The sequence below is a fragment of the Serratia sp. OLAL2 genome (assembly GCF_002752475.1).
Taxonomy (GTDB): domain Bacteria; phylum Pseudomonadota; class Gammaproteobacteria; order Enterobacterales; family Enterobacteriaceae; genus Serratia; species Serratia bockelmannii.
Genome location: NZ_MSTL01000007.1, coordinates 41703 through 60220, shown reverse-complemented (window position 1 = coordinate 60220; position 18518 = coordinate 41703). Strand labels below are relative to the sequence as shown.

At 59.9% G+C, this 18518-nt stretch carries 16 protein-coding genes, 1 tRNA gene and 1 other RNA gene; 9 read left to right on the top strand and 9 right to left on the bottom strand.

What is annotated here, in order from left to right:
- Positions 1-50 precede the first annotated feature (50 nt).
- Positions 51-335, top strand: a complete 285-nt coding sequence (gene rplY, locus BVU99_RS07260) for a 50S ribosomal protein L25 (protein WP_019453645.1) — start codon at positions 51-53, stop codon at positions 333-335.
- 84 nt (positions 336-419) lie between these two features.
- Here the strand turns inward: rplY and yejK are convergent, their stop codons facing one another.
- Positions 420-1427, bottom strand: a complete 1008-nt coding sequence (yejK, locus tag BVU99_RS07255) for a nucleoid-associated protein YejK (RefSeq protein ID WP_025303563.1) — start codon at positions 1425-1427, stop codon at positions 420-422.
- Between the two features lie 210 nt (positions 1428-1637).
- On the opposite strand from yejK, the gene BVU99_RS07250 reads away from it, so the two are divergent.
- From BVU99_RS07250 to BVU99_RS07235, 4 genes are all read left to right on the top strand, one after another.
- Positions 1638-1865, top strand: a complete 228-nt coding sequence (locus tag BVU99_RS07250) for a YejL family protein (protein ID WP_004935782.1) — start codon at positions 1638-1640, stop codon at positions 1863-1865.
- A gap of 9 nt (positions 1866-1874) precedes the next feature.
- Complete coding sequence (yejM, locus tag BVU99_RS07245) at positions 1875-3656, top strand: LPS biosynthesis-modulating metalloenzyme YejM (protein ID WP_025303564.1); 1782 nt, start codon at positions 1875-1877, stop codon at positions 3654-3656.
- Positions 3657-3734: 78 nt separating this feature from the next.
- A tRNA-Pro gene (locus BVU99_RS07240) sits at positions 3735-3811 on the top strand.
- A gap of 35 nt (positions 3812-3846) precedes the next feature.
- Positions 3847-3975, top strand: a non-coding RNA gene (locus BVU99_RS07235) — RtT sRNA.
- Between the two features lie 112 nt (positions 3976-4087).
- Here BVU99_RS07235 and BVU99_RS07230 read toward each other — a convergent pair.
- From BVU99_RS07230 to BVU99_RS07210, 5 genes are read right to left on the bottom strand one after another with little or no spacing between them, the layout of a single operon-like run.
- Complete coding sequence (locus BVU99_RS07230) at positions 4088-5281, bottom strand: 3-hydroxybenzoate 6-monooxygenase (RefSeq protein WP_043136451.1); 1194 nt, start codon at positions 5279-5281, stop codon at positions 4088-4090.
- Positions 5282-5300: 19 nt separating this feature from the next.
- A complete protein-coding gene (gene maiA / locus BVU99_RS07225) occupies positions 5301-5945 on the bottom strand; it encodes a maleylacetoacetate isomerase (RefSeq protein ID WP_060433915.1) in 645 nt (214 codons plus the stop codon).
- Positions 5946-5964: 19 nt separating this feature from the next.
- A complete protein-coding gene (locus BVU99_RS07220; protein WP_025303616.1) occupies positions 5965-6666 on the bottom strand; it encodes a fumarylacetoacetate hydrolase family protein in 702 nt (233 codons plus the stop codon).
- Positions 6667-6681: 15 nt separating this feature from the next.
- Entirely contained in the window at positions 6682-7719 is a 1038-nt protein-coding gene (gene gtdA / locus BVU99_RS07215; protein WP_049208494.1) for a gentisate 1,2-dioxygenase, read from the bottom strand.
- An 18-nt stretch (positions 7720-7737) separates the two neighbouring features.
- Positions 7738-9087, bottom strand: a complete 1350-nt coding sequence (locus BVU99_RS07210; protein WP_049203377.1) for an aromatic acid/H+ symport family MFS transporter — start codon at positions 9085-9087, stop codon at positions 7738-7740.
- A 125-nt stretch (positions 9088-9212) separates the two neighbouring features.
- Here BVU99_RS07210 and BVU99_RS07205 point away from each other — a divergent pair, with 125 nt between their 5' ends.
- Positions 9213-10121 (top strand): LysR family transcriptional regulator, encoded by a 909-nt coding sequence (locus tag BVU99_RS07205; protein WP_043136460.1) that lies wholly within the window; start codon positions 9213-9215, stop codon positions 10119-10121.
- A gap of 38 nt (positions 10122-10159) precedes the next feature.
- Here BVU99_RS07205 and ttrA read toward each other — a convergent pair whose 3' ends face one another.
- From ttrA to ttrB, 3 genes are read right to left on the bottom strand one after another with little or no spacing between them, the layout of a single operon-like run.
- The gene (gene ttrA, locus BVU99_RS07200) at positions 10160-13231 is read right to left on the bottom strand and encodes a tetrathionate reductase subunit TtrA (RefSeq protein WP_099817469.1); all 3072 of its coding nucleotides are present in this window, start codon (positions 13229-13231) and stop codon (positions 10160-10162) included.
- Positions 13224-14249 (bottom strand): tetrathionate reductase subunit TtrC, encoded by a 1026-nt coding sequence (ttrC, locus tag BVU99_RS07195; protein WP_049294873.1) that lies wholly within the window; start codon positions 14247-14249, stop codon positions 13224-13226. Before ttrC ends, ttrA begins: the two co-directional genes overlap by 8 nt.
- A complete protein-coding gene (gene ttrB / locus BVU99_RS07190) occupies positions 14246-14983 on the bottom strand; it encodes a tetrathionate reductase subunit TtrB (RefSeq protein WP_049208488.1) in 738 nt (245 codons plus the stop codon). The genes ttrC and ttrB overlap by 4 nt, the downstream gene beginning before the upstream one ends.
- Positions 14984-15211: 228 nt before the next feature.
- Here ttrB and ttrS point away from each other — a divergent pair, with 228 nt between their 5' ends.
- The 3 genes from ttrS to BVU99_RS07175 all read left to right on the top strand — a co-directional run bounded on the left by ttrS (position 15212) and on the right by BVU99_RS07175 (position 18507).
- On the top strand, positions 15212-16933 hold the full coding sequence (gene ttrS / locus BVU99_RS07185; RefSeq protein ID WP_244590496.1) for a tetrathionate respiration histidine kinase TtrS: 1722 nt from the start codon (positions 15212-15214) through the stop codon (positions 16931-16933).
- Positions 16905-17504 (top strand): tetrathionate respiration response regulator TtrR, encoded by a 600-nt coding sequence (gene ttrR, locus BVU99_RS07180; protein ID WP_043136478.1) that lies wholly within the window; start codon positions 16905-16907, stop codon positions 17502-17504. The genes ttrS and ttrR overlap by 29 nt, the downstream gene beginning before the upstream one ends.
- Positions 17505-17844: 340 nt before the next feature.
- Positions 17845-18507 carry a VUT family protein gene (locus BVU99_RS07175; RefSeq protein WP_025303625.1) on the top strand — a complete coding sequence of 221 codons (663 nt, stop codon included), beginning with the start codon at positions 17845-17847 and terminating at the stop codon, positions 18505-18507.
- The last annotated feature ends 11 nt before the right edge of the window (positions 18508-18518 follow it).

Here is an 18518-nt window from a genome sequence, read left to right as displayed (position 1 = left end):
CTACTTGGGTCGCCTGTAGCAGGGTAAATTTTCTTTTAAGAGAAAAAACAATGTTCACTATCAATGTAGAAGTACGTAAAGACCAGGGTAAAGGTGCGAGCCGCCGCCTGCGTGCAGCAAACAAATTCCCAGCTATCGTTTACGGTGGCAAAGAAGCTGCAGTTTCCATCGAATTGGACCATGATTCTGTTAAGAACATGGAAGCTAAACCAGAATTCTACAGCGAAGCAGTAACTCTGGTTATCGACGGTAAAGAAACCAAAGTTAAGGTTCAGGCTGTACAGCGTCACCCGTTCAAGCCAAAACTGGCTCACATCGACTTCGTTCGCGTTTAATCGCTACGTTTTCGAACCTTTCGGGACGCCGAAATAAAGAACGCCGCAATTGCGGCGTTTTTTATTGTCTGCGATTCGGCACGCTTACTTGCCGCTGCCGGTCCGGCGCTGCAGCTGATCGCGCAGGTTCGGCGGCGTGCCTCTGATGGTCAGCGTGTCAGTGGCCGCATCCCAGAAAATGCGTTCGCCCAGCAGCATGGCGTCGAAGTTCAGGCTGATGCCGCCGCCGCTGCCGGCAAATTTGGTCAGTTGGCGCAGCGTGCCGCGATCCGCCGGGAAGCTCTCTTCCAGCTCATACCCTTGCTCGCTGGAGAACTGCATGAAGTCTTTCTCGCCGAGCGGCGACAGCTCCTGCGACAAGGCCTGCAGTTCAATCTCTTCGCCGGCCTGCAGCTGTTCGTTGCAGTAGCTGTACACCTGCTGGCGCACCGACTGGCGCTCGTTCTTGTCCAGCTGCGCATCGGCGCAGTAGTCGTCTACCGCCTGCAGCAGCCCGCGGTTTTGCGCCTTGGTGTCCAACCCTTCGGACGCCGCCAGGAAATCCATGAAGAAGTCGGCGACCTTACGGCCTACGCGCCCGCGCAGGAAGGTCAGATAGCGGGTCGATTCCGGGTTGGTTTCCCATTCGGTCAGATCGATGCGCGCGACGATATCGGCGTTGTTGATGTCCAGATAGTGCGTGGTGTTGATATCCAGCTCTTCGTTGACGCGCATGCTGTTACGGCTGTTCAGCACCGCGATCAGCAGGTACTCCACCGCCAGATAACGGTATTGGCCGAACAGCACCACGCCGCCTTCGGCAAACGGATACTTCGCCAGTTCGTCGCGCAGGCGGCCGGTCGCCGCGCGGCTGAAGGCCAGAAAGTCCTTATCGTCCTTGCGGCAGGTGCGCAGCGCTTCCGCCAGCTCGCTACCTTCGTTGAACAGGCCTAAGGCCTTGCTCTTGGCGCTGTAGACGCGATGCAGTTCCGTCATCATTTCTTCCACCGCCGCGTTGGTAGGAAGCAAGGAATCGCGCAGCACCACGTCCAGCGTTTGCTCGTCGCGTTTCACCAACTGATGCAAAGCGATCTGGTCGATATCCAGACTCATGGTAAATCCTCCTGTTCTTTAGGCGCGTATTCAAACACTGAAGGCCCCGACCTGCAATACTAAAAACCGCGGCAAACCGGAAAGGCGCTGCGAGGAGCAGCCCCGCCACGGGCGCCCCCTTCCCCAAATGACAGGAAGTGATAAAAGAGCGGAAAATCACTGCCCTATACGGTAAGATAGGGCACTTTGCAGATTACTAAGCGCAATTTTATGCCACAATCATCCCGTTACAGTGACGAACACGTTGAACAACTGCTCTCAGAGCTGGTCAATGTTCTGGAAAAACACCATACCCCCACCGATCTTTCCCTGATGGTGCTGGGCAACATGGTCACTAATTTGATCAACACCAGCGTTGCCCCCGCGCAGCGGAAAACCCTGGCAAGATCGTTCGCGGAAGCCCTGCAGGCTTCTGTCCGTGAAGACAAAGCACATTAATATTGACTTATGGTGACAAACCGTCAGCGTTATCGTGAAAAAGTCTCCCAGATGATCAGCTGGGGGCACTGGTTCGCCTTATTCAACATCCTGCTCGCCCTTGGGCTGGGCAGCCGCTACCTGTTTGTTACCGACTGGCCCGCATCCCTGCTGGGCCGGGTCTATGCCTTTGTCAGCCTGCTGGGGCATTTCAGCTTTATCGTGTTCGCCGGCTATTTGCTGGTGATCTTCCCGCTCACCTTCGTGGTGATGTCGCAGCGGCTGCTGCGATTTATTTCCGCCGCGCTGGCCACCATCGGGCTCACGCTGTTGCTGGTCGACAGCGAAGTGTTCTCCCATTTCCACCTGCACCTCAATCCGGTGGTGTGGGATCTGGTGGTCAACCCGGACCAGAGTGAGCTGTCGCGCGACTGGCAGCTGATGTTTATCTGCGTGCCCGTGATCTTCCTGGTGGAGATGTTGTTCGGCACTTGGAGCTGGCAGAAGCTGCGCAGCCTGAACCGCCGCCGCTTCGGCAAACCGCTGGCGGCGCTGTTTATCAGCGCCTTTTTCGCGTCGCACCTGATTTACATTTGGGCTGACGCCAACTTCTATCGCCCGATCACCATGCAGCGAGCCAATCTGCCGCTCTCGTACCCGATGACCGCGCGCAAGTTCCTCGAAAAACACGGCCTGCTCGACCAGCAAGAGTATGAGCGCCGCCTGATGCAACAGGGCAACCCGGAAGCGGTGGCGGTGGAGTATCCGCTCAGCGATCTCAGCTACGGCGATAAAGGCAGCGGCTATAACCTGCTGATGATCGTGGTGGACGGCATTCGCGCCAAAGACGTGGCGCAGGACATGCCGGCGCTGACGCGCTTCGCCCAGGAAAACGTGCGCTTCAGCGATCACTACAGCTCGGGTAATCATGCCGACACCGGGCTGTTCGGCCTGTTCTACGGCATTTCTCCGACCTATCTGGACAGCGTGCTCGCCGGCCGCAAGCCGTCGGCGCTGCTCAACGCGCTCGGCGATCAGGGCTACCAACTGGGGCTGTTCTCTTCCGACGGTTTCAACGCCAGCCTGTACCGCCAGGCCCTGTTGACCGACTTCTCGCTGCCGACGCCGGCGCCGCAAAGCGACGCGCAAACCACGCAGCAATGGCAGCGCTGGCTGACGGATCAGGGCGGCAAAGAGCCGTGGTTCTCCTATATCAACTTCAGCGGCGCCGAGCCGGCCGAAGGCGACAAAACCCCGGCGCCGGCCGATTTTATCCAACGCTATCGCACCGGCGCGCAAGACGTGGATGCCCAGATAGCCCAGGTGCTGGATACCCTAAAACAGCGCGGTCTGCTGGACAAAACCGTGGTGGTGATCACCGCCGAACACGGCGTCGAATTCAACGACAGCGGCAAAGGCCAATGGGGCGCCGGCACTGCCTTCAACCAGGCGCAACTGCAGGTGCCGTTGGTGATCCACTGGCCGGGCACCCCAGCGCAGACCATCAGCAAGCTGACCGGCCATAACGACGTGATGCGCACCTTGATGCAACGGTTGCTGCACGTGAAAACCGCGCCGAAAGACTATTCGCAGGGCGAAGATCTGTTCACCGCCCAGCGCCGCAACGACTGGATCGCCACCGGCGATGGCAATCAGCTGGTGATCACTACGCCGACGCAGACGCTGATGCTGGACAACAGCGGCAACTATCGCGTCTACGATCAGAACGGCGAAGAAATAAAAGACGAGAAACCGCAGCTTGCTCTGCTGCTGCAGGTGCTGACCGATGTAAAACGCTTTATCGCCAACTAACTGCTTAAAACTAAAGCAATCAAGTGGCGAGGCGCTTGCATTAACATCGGGAATCGGTAGTATGATTTTTCATAGCGTCGGCATGTAGCGCAGCCTGGTAGCGCACCGTCATGGGGTGTCGGGGGTCGGAGGTTCGAATCCTCTCATGCCGACCAAATTTAAGAAAACCTGCTGTTACAGCAGGTTTTTTTTCGTCTGCACGTCGAGAGGATGAGAATCTCCGAAGGAGGTTTGAGCCGAACGTAGTGAGACCACGTTGCTTTAGCAACGGCCCGCAGGGCAAGCATCGAAGATGCGCATAATCCTCTCATGCCGACCAAATTTAAGAAAACCTGCTGTTACAGCAGGTTTTTTTTCGTCTGCATATTGAGAGGATTAGGCCGCACCGATTTGGCCCATGCGCTAGCGGAGGCCTGGGCAGGGCCTCTCTCTCAGCGCGGCTGCAGGCAGTTTTCTTCTTTCCAGCCGTACAGCCATTCCATTCCGCGATAAAATTCCGCCTGAGATTTGCCTTTCCATAACAGATTACGCACCTGGCGCTCAACGCCTGCGGCGTGATAAACACGGCCCATCTCACGGGTTGACCAGACGATGCGCGCCGTGCGTGGAATACGTACCGACTCGTACAGGGCAAGCGCTTTTGCCGCATCCCCTCCATGCTCTTCCAGCGCTTTACCCAGCGTTACCGCATCCTCCAGCGCCATGCAGGCTCCCTGTGCCATATACTGTGCCACCGGGTGCGCTGCGTCTCCCACCAGCGTGATACGGTCGTTGCCCCATTTCTCCACCGGTTCACGATCGGCGGTTGACCAGCGGCGCCATGAGGTCGGCTTATCCAGCATCTGGCGCGGACGCGGGTGAATACCGGAAAAATAGGAAAGTACCTCCTCTTTACTGCCCTCCTTCACACCCCATTCCTCCTGCTGACGGCTATGGAACGTCACCACCAGGTTATACTGCTTCCCGCCGCGCAGCGGGTAATGCACCAGATGGCAATGCGGCCCCGCCCACAGTACCGGCGCGTTAATGCGTAAATCCTCCGGCATCTCATCGCAATTAATCACGGCGCGGTAAACCACATGTCCGGTCACCCGCGGCGCATCGCCCAGCAGGTACTGCCGCACCACCGACCTCACGCCATCGCAGCCGATCAGAATATCCGCCGTCCAGCGATTGCCCTGCTCATCAAATACCGTCACATCGTCCACCGTTTGGCTGATACCCGCCACCTGCGTTGAGGTACGGTATTCCACATCCGGATGGGTCAATACCGCTTCCCAAACAGAGGCGTGGATATCCGCCCGATGGATAACTGCATAGGGACCGCCAAAGTGATCGCGAAATGCTTGCCCGGTCTCAATATGCACCACCTCCTGGGCATTGACCGCATCCATCAGGGTAATGTGATCGGTAAAGACGGCGCGCTGACGCGCTACGCCGCCCACACCCAGGCTATCCAGCGCGGAAAAGGCGTTGGGGCCGAGCTGAATACCCGCCCCAATCTCACCAATCTCGTGCGCCTTTTCCAACAACATCACTTTAATGCCCTGGCGAGCCAGCGAGAGCGCAGTCGCTGCGCCGCCAATGCCTCCCCCGACGATAATTGCGCGCATCACTTTAGCCATTGTTTTCCTCCTTTCGGGCTCAGGCTGAGATTTTGTCTTGTTGGTTTTCGGGCGCCGCGGCGATGAACGCCGGGAGCTGAGTACAGGCGTCGTAAACCGCCTTACAGCGCGGATACCCGCTCAGATCGCACCCCATCCGCAGGGCATTCGCCCACTGAGGGATCAGGCAGCAATCCGCCAACGTCGGGGTATCTCCAACGCAGAAGGGTCCTGGCGGCCTCTGGAGCAACAGCTGTTCTACGGCGCTCAGCCCTTGGCGGATCCAGTGCGCATACCAGCGTTTTTTCTCTTCCTCACTCACCTTCAGCTCTTCACTCAGGTAGCGTAAAACCCGCAGGTTATTTACCGGATGAATATCGCAGGCAATAACATAGACGATTTCCAGTATCCGGCTGCGCGCCGGGTCGGCCGTCGGCAACAGCGGCGACTGAGGAAAATGGCGATCCAGCCAGTCAATAATCGCCAGCGACTGGCTGAGAGACTCACCGTCGTCCGTGAGCAGCGTCGGCACCAGCCCGACCGGGTTCATTCGCCGATATGCCAGCTCATTCTGCTGCCCGATACGAATATTGACCCCCACCGTCTGGTAATGGAGGCCTTTCAGCGCCAGCGCAATGCGCACGCGGTAGGACGCTGAGCTATTAAAGAAACTGTACAGCTTCATCATTCACCTCTGAATCGGCTCAGACAATCTTCACGGCGATTGGGGTTAGCCCCTCTACATTGCCGGTAATCACATCGCCTTTCACCACCGCGCCCACCCCTTCCGGCGTCCCGGTAAAAATCAGATCGCCGGGCTGCAGCTCAAAAAAGCCGGACAGATAGCTGATGGTTTCATTCACCGACCAGATCAGATGGCGGATGTCGCTGCGCTGGCGATCGCTGCCGTTGACCTGCAGCCAGATAGGCGCGTTGTTCACGTCGGCGCTGTCGCCGGCTTTATGCAATGGCGCGATGGGCGCAGAAAGATCGAACGACTTGCCGATTTCCCATGGGCGCCCCATCTGACGCATGTCCATCTGCCGATCGCGGCGGGTCATGTCCAGGCCTGTGGCATATCCCCAAATGTATTCATGCGCCTTTTCCAGCGGAATATCGCTCCCCCGTTTGCCAATCGCCACCACCAGTTCGATTTCGTAGTGATAGTTGTCGGTTTGCGACGGATACGGCAACGCCAGCGTTTCGCCGGCCGCCACCGGCACCACCGCATCGGCAGGCTTGCAGAAGAAAAACGGTGGCTCACGATCCGGGTCAAAGCCCATTTCGCGGGCATGCGCAGCATAGTTACGCCCGACGCAGTAGACACGGCGCACGGGAAACTGTTTATCACTCCCCACAACAGGAACCGTCACAGGGGCTTGCGGTGCAAATACGTATTGCGTCATTTTGTCTCTCCCAAATTAATAACGTGCTTCGCGGAACAGTCCCAGGGCTTCCTGAACCGGCCTGTCCGAGAAACTGAATAACACGGTGTCTTCGTCCGCCTGAAACGACACGTCGAACCAGGTCGGCGCCACGAAGATATCTTTTGCCGAAAAGTGAAGGGTTTCGCTGCCGATGCTGACCTGGCCGCGCCCTTCCACCACGTGGTAAATGGTGCTGTCCGTGGTGCGCGCCTTCCGTGAGGAAAAGCCTTTCGGCAGCAGCTGCAGGAAGGCGCCCATCGAGGGCATGGGATAGCCGCCGGTCACCGGGTTGGCGTAGCGCATCTTGTAGCCGTCCCACTCGTCGGCGTCCCCCATGCGGGTGAGGTCGTGCAGCGCTTCCCGGCTGCGATCGTAGCGGTAGTTGAAAATGGGCGATGAGTTGCCTTTCTGATGGCGCAGCGGCAGCATATTGGCCGCATAGCGCGGTAAATAATCCCCCTCCTGGCGCGTCACGGGCTGCTGCTCTTGCGGATAGTCTTCCGCGAAACCGCAACCCAGCAGGTTCACCAGCGGCAGATCCAGCCCGTCCAGCCATACCACCGGCTCCTCGCCGGGATTACCGTGATCGTGCCAGCGCCACTGCGGCGTCAAAATGAAGTCGCCTTCATGCATTTGCGTACGTTCACCGTCAACGGCGGTAAATGCCCCTTTCCCTTCGACGATAAAACGCAATGCCGACTGATTATGGCGATGGCTCGGCGCGACTTCGCCCGGCATGATCAACTGCAATCCGGCATACAGCGTCGGGGTGATGGAGGACTGTCCGCGCAGCATCGGGTTTTCCAGCACCAGCACGCGGCGAACCGCCTCTTTGGCGCCAATCAACTCGCCGCTGGCCAGCAGGTGCGGGCGAATCGCCTGATAGTTCCAGTAAGCCGGAGCGCAGTTTGCATTCGGCGTTTGCGGCACCAAATGGTGCAGCGACTCCCACAATGGGGTCAGGTTCTGCCCTGAAATATGCCGGTAGAACTGCTGGCGGCTGGGATTAACATCCTGATTGCGTTCAGGCATAGGGATTCTCCTTTTCATTCACGACGCTGCGCGAGGCAACGTATCAGGGGCTGGAGCAGACTGGCGAACAACAGCCGTCAGCAGCATTAACATCACCGTACTGATCGCCGCCGGCACGGCAATAATGAAAAATAGCGTATCGAATGAGAAATTCATCGCCATCATCACGCCGCCGGCAAGCGAGCCGACAATCGCGCCGCAGCGGCCAATGGCATTGGACCAGCTGACGCCGGTCGCCCGGCTTTGTGTCGGATAGAGCGTGGCGGTCAAGGCATTCAGCCCAACCTGCGAACCGCTGATGCCGATGCCGGTGCCGAAGATGGCCAGCGCCATCAGCCACAGGCCGTTCTCGCTCAGACCAATCATGACGATACACGCGGCTCCCAGGGCGTAGCTCGCCGCCAACACCCGGAAGGGATTGTATTTGTCCATCAACGCGCCCAGCCCCAGCGCCCCCAACGTTCCGCCCATCTGGAAAGCGGCGGTCACCCAAGAGGCATGCTGCAGATCTATACCGCGATGGTTAAGCAGCGTCGGCATCCAACTGGAGAGCAGATAGATAATCAACAGGCTCATAAAAAAAACCGCCCAGAGCATGAGAGTAATGCGCAGCTGGCGGCCGGCAAACAGCGGGCTGATGCTCCCTTTGGTCGCCGTAGCGGCTTCGTTGAGGTAAAAATGGGTCTCTTCATCGCACTCTCGGGTGATGCCGCTGACCGTTTTGGCAATCACCTTGCGCGGCAGTTGGCGGCGGACCTGCCAGCGCGGGGATTCCGGCAGGGCAAACAGCAGCACCACAAAGAGCATCAGCGGCAAAACGCCTCCGAGCACCAAAATGCCGTGCCACCCCATCACCGGCACCAGTTGGGCGCTGACGATCCCGCCCAGGGCTGAACCGAGCGTGAAACCGCAGAACATCAGCGTGACCAGCGCACCACGGCGGCGAGCAGGCAGATATTCAGAGGTCATCGTGATGGTGTTCGGCATCGCGCCCCCCAACCCCAGGCCGGTGAGAAAACGTAAAATGACCAGCGTTGGCATATCGGGGGAGAAGGCCGAAATCAGGCTCAGCGTGCCAAACAGCGCCACACAAAGTTCGATGACGCGCTTGCGGCCAAAGCGGTCAGAAAGCGGGCCGCAAAGCAGTGCGCCCGCCGTCAATCCCAACAACCCCGCGCCAAACAGCGGTGCCAGTTCGCCGGCGGTCAGTTGCCATTGGGTACGGATGTCGGGTGCGATGAAACCAATGGCGGCGGTGTCAAAACCATCGAACATCACCACCAAAAAGCAGCAGATGATAACGCGCCACTGCGTCTTACCGATGGGAGCAGCATCGATCAGTGCTTGTAAATCACGCCGTTGAGTCATAGTGAGCGCCTCGGTGCAGGTAGGGAGATGTCTGTCTTGTTTTAGGTATGTTACGAATTTGTATCCTTAGCGATAAAATGTACAATGGCTTTTCAGGCAGAGACATAACCGGAGGGTTATAGCAAATGGCGAACTGGGCGCAGAAAATGAAACTTCACCATCTGCAAATGTTGGTGGCGTTGGGTGAGCAGGGAAATCTGACCCACGTTGCCCGGATGATGAACATCTCCCAACCCGCTCTGTCAAAATGGTTGTCACAGCTCGAAGATGAGATTGGGATCACGCTGTTTGAGCGGCATAGCAAAGGGCTGCGCCCCTCCGAGGGGGGGAAACTGCTGCTTCAGCATGCGCAGCGCTTGGTCAACGATCTCGAGCGTTCGCAGTCTGAAATCGCCCGCTTTAAGCAAGGCGGGCTGGTGGGAAGCCTGAAAATCGGCTGTTCGCCGGTCGCCACCGACTGCGTTTCGCAGGCCATATTGAGCCTGCTGCAGGAAATGCCAACGCTGCATCTCAATATTGAGGAAAAGGTGATGACCCCGCTGCTGCACGATCTGATCGCGGGCGCGGTGGACGTCGTCGTGGGCCGCGTTGGCGGGCGGGCGCTGCAACTGCCGCTCAACTATCAAGTGCTCTACACCGAACCGGTATGCTTTGTTGCCCGCCCTCACCATCCGCTGGCGGAATCCGCCTCCCTCACCTGGCGCGATCTCACCCACTGGCGCTGGATTGTCTGGCCGACCGGCACGCCCATCCGCCTCAGCATTGATAATGCGCTGGCGGATAACGGCGTGATGCTGCCCGAAAACACGGTTGAATCGGCATCCATGAACGTCAGTACCAACCTGCTGCAAAGCAGCGATATGATCTCCATTCTTTCCCTACGGCTGGCGCAGCGTTATGCCAGCCAGGGGCAGTTGGCGATCCTGAATCTGCCGAAGATAGAGCAGAAAGGCAGCGTGGGCGTCTTCTGGCGCAACAGCGAACCGCCTTTTACCGCGCTGAGCCGCTTTTTGCAGCTGCTGACGCAGGCTTAACACCCCCACCTGCAGCCACAGCAGATTTACGGCTGCGCCTACGCGGAAAGCTTGACGATGGTCGCAGGGATCCCCTGACGCACCGCCGCTCCGGTCACCCAATCCAGCCAGGTATTCGGCACTTCACGCGTCGGATCGGCAAAGCCCAAATCGTTGAGGTTGATGCCGGCGGCGATGCGCTCATCCATCGCCAGCGGTTCGCCGTCCAGGTAGTGCTGACTGGCCCCCATCTCCCGGTGGCCGTAGCCGTGTTCCACCGCGATCACGCCGGGCATCACGCCCGCCAGTAAACTGATCCGCACCTCTCGACTGCCGCCCGGCGTGCTGATACGTACCCGGTCGCCGTGTTGAATGCCGAAACGTGCCCCGTCTGCCGGATTCAGCGCCACCAGGTTCACCGGTTTCACGTCATGCAGGCGCCGGATCACCGCGGTGGAGCTGCTCATCACGTTGGATTTGAAGGACATCAGGCGCAGTGGCCACTGCTGCTCAGGGTAGAGCGCTTCCACCGCGCGGCCGTCCGACAAACGCGCCGGATAGCAGGTTGGGCAGCCGCTGAAGCGCTCGCCGGTGATCGCATGCCGGTGCTGCGCCACTTCCGCATTCCAGATCTGCAGCGGTTTCTCCCACCGGTTGCCCACGCTGCCGTCGCGGCGGCCGCTGTCGTGAACGGCGAAGCGGCCGCCGCGGCTGTAAATAAACGCCACGCGGTCGATTTCATCGGCGCGCAGCGTCTGCGCAAGCTGCGGCAACAAGCGATCGACACCGCTCAGCGTCAGTTCGTCCGCCCTCGCGGCCGGCACCGGCGCCTTGCCGGCAAACGCCACGTTGGCGGCGGCGCGCAGATAATAATCCTCGGCGCAGTTGAGCGGCAGCAGCTCGCCCTGGCCGTCGCCGATAGCGCGATCGCCGAACCCCGGCAGCGCCAGGCGTTTAGCGACGGCGATGCAAAACGCCTCCATGGAAATCGGCTGCCCTTGCGCCGTTTTCGCGGTCGCCGGCGCCACTATCGGCCAGCGCGCGGTAGTGGCCTTGCTGGCGACGCCGCCCCAGGGAGCGCTGAACCCCCAGCTCTCAAAGTTATGGGTGTCCGGGACGATATAGTCGGCCAGCGCCGTCGTTTCGTTGATAAACGCATCGATAGCGATAAACAGCGGCAAACGCGCCGGATCTTTCAATCGTTCCTCCGCCACGCTACGCAACCCGGCGATACCGTACAAGGGGTTGGTCATGTTCGAGATCCAGGCTTTCAGCCCGTACGGATACCCTGCCAACGCCGATGTCAGCAGCTCGGTCAGTTGCCCGGCGACGAACGGATACCAGGGCGCCCTGGCCGGCCAGGGGGAAACGCCCGCCGCCACTTTTTCGCGGTACTCGTCGGAGGTTTCATAGGCGGCCTTGCTGCGCGCGATATTCAGGCCCTTCGGTTTTACCAGGCCGGGAAACTCGACCAGGTTATAGCGCGGCCCCTCAGCGAAGCCGTTGAATTTTCCGCCGCCGACGAACACGCCTCCCGCCAGGCTCAGGTTGCCGATCAGCACGTTAAGCATCATCACCGACCAGGTATTGTAAAACCCGTTTGCCGCCATCATCCCGCCATGGGCGATCACCGCCGCCTTGCGCCCGTGGGCGGTAAAGGCCTCGGCCAGTGCCGCGATGCGTGCCACCGGCACGCCGCATTGCCGGCTGTACGCCTCCGGCGACAGCTTGTCGGCGGCCTCTTTCAAACACTGGAAGCCGCTTTTCACCCCCACCTGCACGCCGTCGTGCAGCGTCACCGTACGGCTTACCCACAGCTCGGCGCTGTCGCACGCCTCGGCCGCCACCAGTTCCCCCGCGCCGTTGACCACCAACGGCGACGCCGACTCGGCGCCATTCAGATCGGCCAACGTCAGATGCTGCCCCGCCCGCGGATGCTCGCTCTCGGCGATCACCAGATGCGTGGCGTTGGTCCAGCTCTTCTCGCCGGCACGTTGCATGGCGGCCTCGGACGGGATGGCGAGATAACCGGCCTGATAACGCCGGTGGTCGAGGATCCAACGGATCATTGCCATCGCCAGCGCCGAGTCGGTGCCCGGCAATATCGGGATCCAATGGCCATGATCGTCCGCCAATGTGGTGGTCAGTGGCAGCGCCGGCGCCACTACCGCATAACGGAACTCGCTGCGCAATCTGGCGCTGGCCAGTTGCCGAGCCTGGCGCTTGAACGGGTTGCCGGACTGTGCCGGCGAGGTTCCCATAAACAGCGCGAATTCGACCTGTTCCCAGTCGGGTTTTACGTGCGGATTTTTGTCCAGATCGTTCATCAGCGCACCGGAACCGGCACGGTAGGCCAGCCCGCAGTAAGCACCGTGCGCGCCGAAGTTTTTGCTGCCGAAACTGTTCTGAGCGAAGCGCCGCAGGAAGCCGTCGCGCCCATCGTCACCGGCGTTGGTCACCAGCAGCTGATTGGCTTTCGGCCCCAGCCCCGGCTGTCGGGCATCGATCGGCGTCTCCAGATCGCGGATCGCCCGCAGGCCCTCCACATGCCCCTCGCCGAACAGATCGCCGCCTTCCACCACTTCAGCGATCAACTGCTCAAAGCTGATGCGCTGCCACTTACCCTCGCCACGTTTGCCGACGCGCTTCATCGGCTCCAGCACCCGCAGCGGGCTGTAAAGCCCCTCCAACAGCGTGGCGCCGCGGGCGCAGGCGGTGGAACGGGCATCTAGGCCGCTTTCGCCGCCCAGCTGCGCCAACGCGTCCTGCAGCGGCAAGGCCGAGTCGACGTGCCGTTCCTGAGACAGCGGATGATACGGGTTGCCGGCAATGCGCAATACCCGGTCGGTCTGCCTGTCCACCCGAACCCGCACGCCGCATTGCGTCCAGCAGCCGAAACACTGGGTCATCGAGATGGCCTGCTGCGGATTGCCTTGCCATTCCGGCATTGCCCGCCCTTCGGGTGGCAGGGAGTTGCCGTTGATGCGATCCAGGGTCACCCGCCCTGAAGTGCCGTGAATCAAGCCGTCGATCGCCCGTTTGGCGACCTCGCGATAGCTCAGGCCAAAGGCGGACAATCCACCGAAGGCCAGGCCCACTTTCAACCACTGACGCCGGGTGAGTTTAGCCATGTTGTTTTCTCCGCAGTAAAAACGCCTGTGCTTCACGCACCATGATCATTAACGCCAGCCACAACCCGAAAGTGCCGACGATCGCCAGCAAGCCATCGGTGCCGAGCGGCAGGCTATAAGGGGAATACGTCGCGTTGTATTTCGGGATGGTTTGCACCTCGATCAACAGCGTCCAGCGCATCAGCCAACTCAGCCCCAGTGCGCCGGCCACCAGCAGCGTCGTACCGCCGCGCGGCAAGCGCCGAGAGCCGGCCCAAGCGGCGCACGCCAGCGTCAGCCCCCACAGAGCAATCCATCCCACGGCATACCGGCGCGCCATCGCCTGCGTCTGCAGCCAGTGGCGTACCGCCGCGCCGGATAACGTATCGCCGCATACCCACAGCAGGATCGCCCCGCCGAGCAGCAGTAACGTCAGCAGCATCCCGCGCGCCAGCGGCGCCTGCAGACCGGGCCGTTCGCGCAATGTCAGCAGCAGCAAGGCCAAGAGCGCCTGCAGCGCGCTGAGGAACATCACGATCGGAAATCCGTAGCTGAACCAAATGGGGCGGGCACGCACGACGGAAACCTCACGCCCGGTGTACAACAGCAGGCCGATAGCCACCAGCGCGCAGGCGGGCGCAATCCCACGCAGCAGCGCAACCGGCCTACCCGTCAGCCGCGCAAATTCGAGAGCGAGAAACCACAGGCCGATCAGCAGGGTAAACAGCGGCAAGAACAGCGCGCCCCACGGCATCCACGACCAGGGCGTCGGATAGGCGTAGAAATGCCAGAAGCGGGCGGTTTGATGCAGGTCGGCGGTCAGCGCCAGCGGTGCGGTGATGGCGCACGTCAGCCCAATAAACAGCGCCATGCGCTCCAGATGCGCGGCGTTATCTCCACCGCGCCAGCGCCACACGCAGGCCAGCAGCGCAGCACAGGCAGCGATGCCGATAAAGAAGAAATATTGCACGGCCCACGGCAGCCAGCTCACCGCCTGCGGTTGGCCCAGCACTTCTGCGATCATCAGTTGGCGACTCATCGTCCCTCCCCCCATAAGGCAACCTGCGCCCGCCCCGGCAGCGGCGTGACGAAGGCGTCATCCAGCCCCAGATAGAACACATGGGGCGCGGTTTGGTTCTCCGGCTTGAGGACGTTGATCTCGGCCTCGTGGCGCCGCAGCATCTTGCTCAGCGTGCTGTGCGGATCGCGCATATCGCCGATGATCCGCGCTCCCCCCACGCACGACTCCACGCACGCCGGCAACAATCCCGCCTCCAGCCGGTGTACGCAGAAGGTGCATTTGTCCGCCGTTTGGGTGGCGTGATTGATAAAGCGGGCATCGTACGGGCAGGCCTGCACGCAATAGGCACACCCCACGCAGCGCGTGTTGTCGATCACCACGATCCCGTCCTCACGCTGGAAAGTGGCCTGTACCGGGCACACCGGCACGCAGGGTGGGTTGTCGCAGTGATTGCACAGCCTGGGCAGCAGCACGTTGGTCGCCACCGCTTCACCTTCGAGGCTGACCTGGTACTGGTTTACCGTGGTGCGAAACTCGCCGTGCGGCGTCTGGTTTTCAATGGCGCAGCTCACGGTACAGGCCTGGCACCCGACGCAACGCCGCAGATCGATCAGCATCGCGTAGCGGCGGCTCGCATCCCCCTCGCGCCGCGTCGGCGCTAACGTCAGCCCGGCCTCCGCCACGGGGATCAGCGAAGCCCCCGCCGTCAACACGCCCAGCTGCTGCAAAAACTGCCGTTTACTGAAGTCCATGCGCCTCTCCCACGCCCTGGGCATCACCCCGATCACGCTATTGATGCCCGTTAGATGAATAAACAATGTCGATGATTTACAGTGTAAAAATGGCATCGATGGCGCTCTATTGTGGTTAACCACATACCGGCCCCAACGTTGATCTAAAACAAGTGGCGGCAGGCAAATTGCCCATCAGGAGGGGCTGTGAGGGTCGTGTTATTACTGCTGTTCAGTCTCGGTTGGGGGATGGCGGCACAGGCGGGAGAGTGGTCGATCGGCGTGCTGGCGATGCGCGGCGATGCGGCGACCGCGCGTGACTGGCAGCCGCTGATCGACAGCCTCAACGGCAGTGTCGGCGGTGAGCGCTTCCGCCTGCAGCCGCTCGATCTGGCGCAGATGCGCGAAGCGGTCAATCGGGGCAGCGTGCAGTTCGTGGTCACTAATCCGGCGCAGTTCGTGCAGTTGAACAGCCGCTATCATCTGCGCTGGCTGGCATCGTTGCGCGCCGCCAACGGCGATCGGGCAACGGGCAACATCATCGGCAGCGTGATTCTGGTGCGGCGCGACAGCGGCATCACGACGCCGCAGGCGCTGATGGGCAAAACGCTGGGCGCCATCGATCCGCAGGCCTTCGGCGGCTATCTGACCGGCTATAAGGCGCTCAGCGATGCCGGTATGCGGCCCGATCGCGATTTCCACCTGCGCTTTACCGGTTTCCCTGCCGATGCCCTGCTCTATCTGTTGCGCGAGCGCGCCATTCAGGCCGCCATCGTCCCCGTCTGCCTGCTGGAGAAAATGGATCGAGAAGGCCTGATCAACCCGGCGGATTTTCGCCCGCTGTTGCAACGGCCCACATCGGTTCCCTGCGTCAGCAGCACGCCGCTTTACCCCAACTGGTCGTTCGCCGCCCTGCCCGGCCTGGATAACTCACTGGTGGATGCGGTGGCAAGAGCCTTGCTGACCGCACCTCCGCAGTCTCCCTTTCAATGGGGCGCACCGGTCTCGACCAGCGAGGTGGAAGCCTTGCTGCGCGCCGTCAATCAACACCCGGAACAGCGGCGGCTGTGGCTGGATATCAAGAGCTGGCTGATCCAGCATCAGACGGCCGTCGGCCTGTCGCTGGCGGTGCTGGCGCTGTTGATCGTCAACCATATCTGGATCGCGCTGCTGGTACGCCGGCGCGGGCGGCAGTTGCTCCATGCCGGAGAGCAACTGCGGCGGCAGGAGCAGGCGCTGGAGAACGCCAGGCAGCTGAACGTGCTGGGGGAAATGGCCTCCGGCTTCGCGCACGAGCTCAACCAGCCGCTGGCGGCCATTCGCCTTTATGCGCAGGGATGCCTGATCCAACTGCGCAAAACGGACGCCGGGCATCCGCTGTTGGGGCCGTTGGAAAATATCGACCGACAGGCGCAGCGCGGCGGCGAGACGATTCATAACCTGCGCCAGTGGGTGCAGCCCACCGCTGAGGCGATAGATCAAACGCGCTGGCGACCCGCGGTGGTAAGCGAAACCGCCGAGCGGGTGTGGACGCTGCTGCGCCTGACGCAGCGCTATCCCGACCTGAAACTGTTCAACAACGTGGCGCCTTCGCTGACGCTAACCCTGCCGCCGGCGCTGCTGGAACAGCTGCTGGCGAACCTGCTGCTGAATGCGGCGCAGGCCGGAGCCAATGCCGTCTGGCTTTCCGCCGTCCAGAGCGAACGGGCGATCGAGTTGCATCTGCAGGACAACGCGGGCGGCATGACAACGGCCGGGCTGGAACAGGCTTTTCGCCCCTTCAACACCACCAAAGCCGGCGGCATGGGGCTGGGGTTAGCCATTTGCCGGCGCCTGGCCCGCTACGGCGGCGGCGAAATCCGCCTGGCGAACCGCCCCGCCCCCGACAGCCGCAATGGGCTGTGCATAACGCTGCATTTCATATTGAACGATGAGGAAAACCATGTCGCTAATTCATCTGGTGGACGATGACGCCGCCGTCACCGACGCCTGCCATTTTTTGCTGACCAGCCTCGGCCACGACGTGCAGTGCTGGAATGACAGCGCCGGCTTTTTGGCGCAGGCCGATCTGTTTCAGACCGGGATCGTCTTGCTGGACATGCGGATGCCGATACTCGATGGGCATCAGGCCTACGCTGAGCTGCGCCGCCGCGGTAGTACGCTGGCGGTGGTGTTCCTGTCCGGCCATGGCGACGTGCCGATGGCGGTGGAGCAGATGAAGTACGGCGCGGTGGATTTCCTGCAAAAACCGATCGCCGCAGAACCGCTGATCGCCGCCCTCGAACGGGCACAGCAGGTCTCGGCCAAAGCCCAGCAGCGCCATGAAACTTGCGGCCGCTACCGCACGCTCACGCCGAAAGAACGCGACATCGCGCAGCTGGTGGTGCGGGGCATGATGAATCGGGAAATGGCGGAGCGGCTGAATATCGCCCTGCGCACCGTAGAGGTTCACCGGGCAAAAGTGATGGAGAAAATGCAGGCCGCCAGCCTGGCGGAATTGGTGATTCAGCTGCAGGCTCTACCGCCCACGCCCCGGGAGTGAATGCATAAAGCCCTCATCAAGCTAACGTCCCGTATTCCTCTTTCCTTGATTGACACAGCGCGATCCAGGCAATATATTTATTAGAAATATTAATGAATTACGGTGAGATCACCTTTTCTCAACCAACAGGCTATCAGCATTCTCCGCAAAACCCAGCGTAGCGCTCTCGCCTTCAGGAACCCCGTGAGGGAAAGAAGGGGCGTTGCCTTGAATGAAGAGAAATGATGGCCATGCAACATGGCTCGAGCATCATTACGCCACTATCTGGCCATCCGGTTAACGTTTTAAATAAGTATGGATTATGAATAACAGAAGAATACGGACTAAATAAGGAATAAAAATGCAAGGAAATCTCAAGCTCTATGGCCTTTTTGTTGGCCTGACGGTGACCATTATGATCACCTGCGACACGTTGGTTTATAAGGTCTTTGATATCTATGGTTTTAAAATAACGGCAAGCGGCATTGTATTCTCCTTGTGTTTCTTGATATCCACATTGCTGACTGAAGTTTATGGCTATAAATTGTCGGTAAGAGCAATATGGATCATGGTGTTCTGCCAAAGCTTATATGTCATAATACTTAATCTCTCAGCCGTTATTCAGCCAGAAAATAACGATATCGCCACACACTATTATTCTTTATACCATGAATTCTGGCGAGTCATGATAGGCACCTGGGTGTCCGTTCCGGTCGCTTATTTCGTCAATGGTTTTATTATTTCAAAGATGAAGATTATCTTCTCCGGTAAATACTTCTTTATCCGATATATTGTTGGCTCCATGTCTACACAGGCCGCCCTGTTGCTGACAGCCTATCCGATCAGTCTTTCAGGAAAATACACCTTCATGGAGTTGGTTAATATCATAAGCACGACGTGGTCTTATAAAGTTGTCGTCTCTATTGTATTACTGCCGCTCGCCATCGCCTTAGTCGAGTGGGTTAAGAAGATAGAAAACACCGATCATTATGATTGGGGCACCTCATACAATCCATTTAAGTAATATCAACAGGG

Excerpts from the sequence above, each read along its gene's own strand:
- rplY (WP_019453645.1), top strand. The coding sequence starts at position 51 with ATGTTCACTATCAATGTAGAAGTACGTAAAGACCAGGGTAAAGGTGCG.
- yejK (WP_025303563.1), bottom strand. The coding sequence starts at position 1,427 with ATGAGTCTGGATATCGACCAGATCGCTTTGCATCAGTTGGTGAAACGC.
- BVU99_RS07250 (WP_004935782.1), top strand. The coding sequence starts at position 1,638 with ATGCCACAATCATCCCGTTACAGTGACGAACACGTTGAACAACTGCTC.
- yejM (WP_025303564.1), top strand. The coding sequence starts at position 1,875 with ATGGTGACAAACCGTCAGCGTTATCGTGAAAAAGTCTCCCAGATGATC.
- BVU99_RS07230 (WP_043136451.1), bottom strand. The coding sequence starts at position 5,281 with ATGGCTAAAGTGATGCGCGCAATTATCGTCGGGGGAGGCATTGGCGGC.
- maiA (WP_060433915.1), bottom strand. The coding sequence starts at position 5,945 with ATGAAGCTGTACAGTTTCTTTAATAGCTCAGCGTCCTACCGCGTGCGC.
- BVU99_RS07220 (WP_025303616.1), bottom strand. The coding sequence starts at position 6,666 with ATGACGCAATACGTATTTGCACCGCAAGCCCCTGTGACGGTTCCTGTT.
- gtdA (WP_049208494.1), bottom strand. The coding sequence starts at position 7,719 with ATGCCTGAACGCAATCAGGATGTTAATCCCAGCCGCCAGCAGTTCTAC.
- BVU99_RS07210 (WP_049203377.1), bottom strand. The coding sequence starts at position 9,087 with ATGACTCAACGGCGTGATTTACAAGCACTGATCGATGCTGCTCCCATC.
- BVU99_RS07205 (WP_043136460.1), top strand. The coding sequence starts at position 9,213 with ATGGCGAACTGGGCGCAGAAAATGAAACTTCACCATCTGCAAATGTTG.
- ttrA (WP_099817469.1), bottom strand. The coding sequence starts at position 13,231 with ATGGCTAAACTCACCCGGCGTCAGTGGTTGAAAGTGGGCCTGGCCTTC.
- ttrC (WP_049294873.1), bottom strand. The coding sequence starts at position 14,249 with ATGAGTCGCCAACTGATGATCGCAGAAGTGCTGGGCCAACCGCAGGCG.
- ttrB (WP_049208488.1), bottom strand. The coding sequence starts at position 14,983 with ATGGACTTCAGTAAACGGCAGTTTTTGCAGCAGCTGGGCGTGTTGACG.
- ttrS (WP_244590496.1), top strand. The coding sequence starts at position 15,212 with ATGGCGGCACAGGCGGGAGAGTGGTCGATCGGCGTGCTGGCGATGCGC.
- ttrR (WP_043136478.1), top strand. The coding sequence starts at position 16,905 with ATGTCGCTAATTCATCTGGTGGACGATGACGCCGCCGTCACCGACGCC.
- BVU99_RS07175 (WP_025303625.1), top strand. The coding sequence starts at position 17,845 with ATGCAAGGAAATCTCAAGCTCTATGGCCTTTTTGTTGGCCTGACGGTG.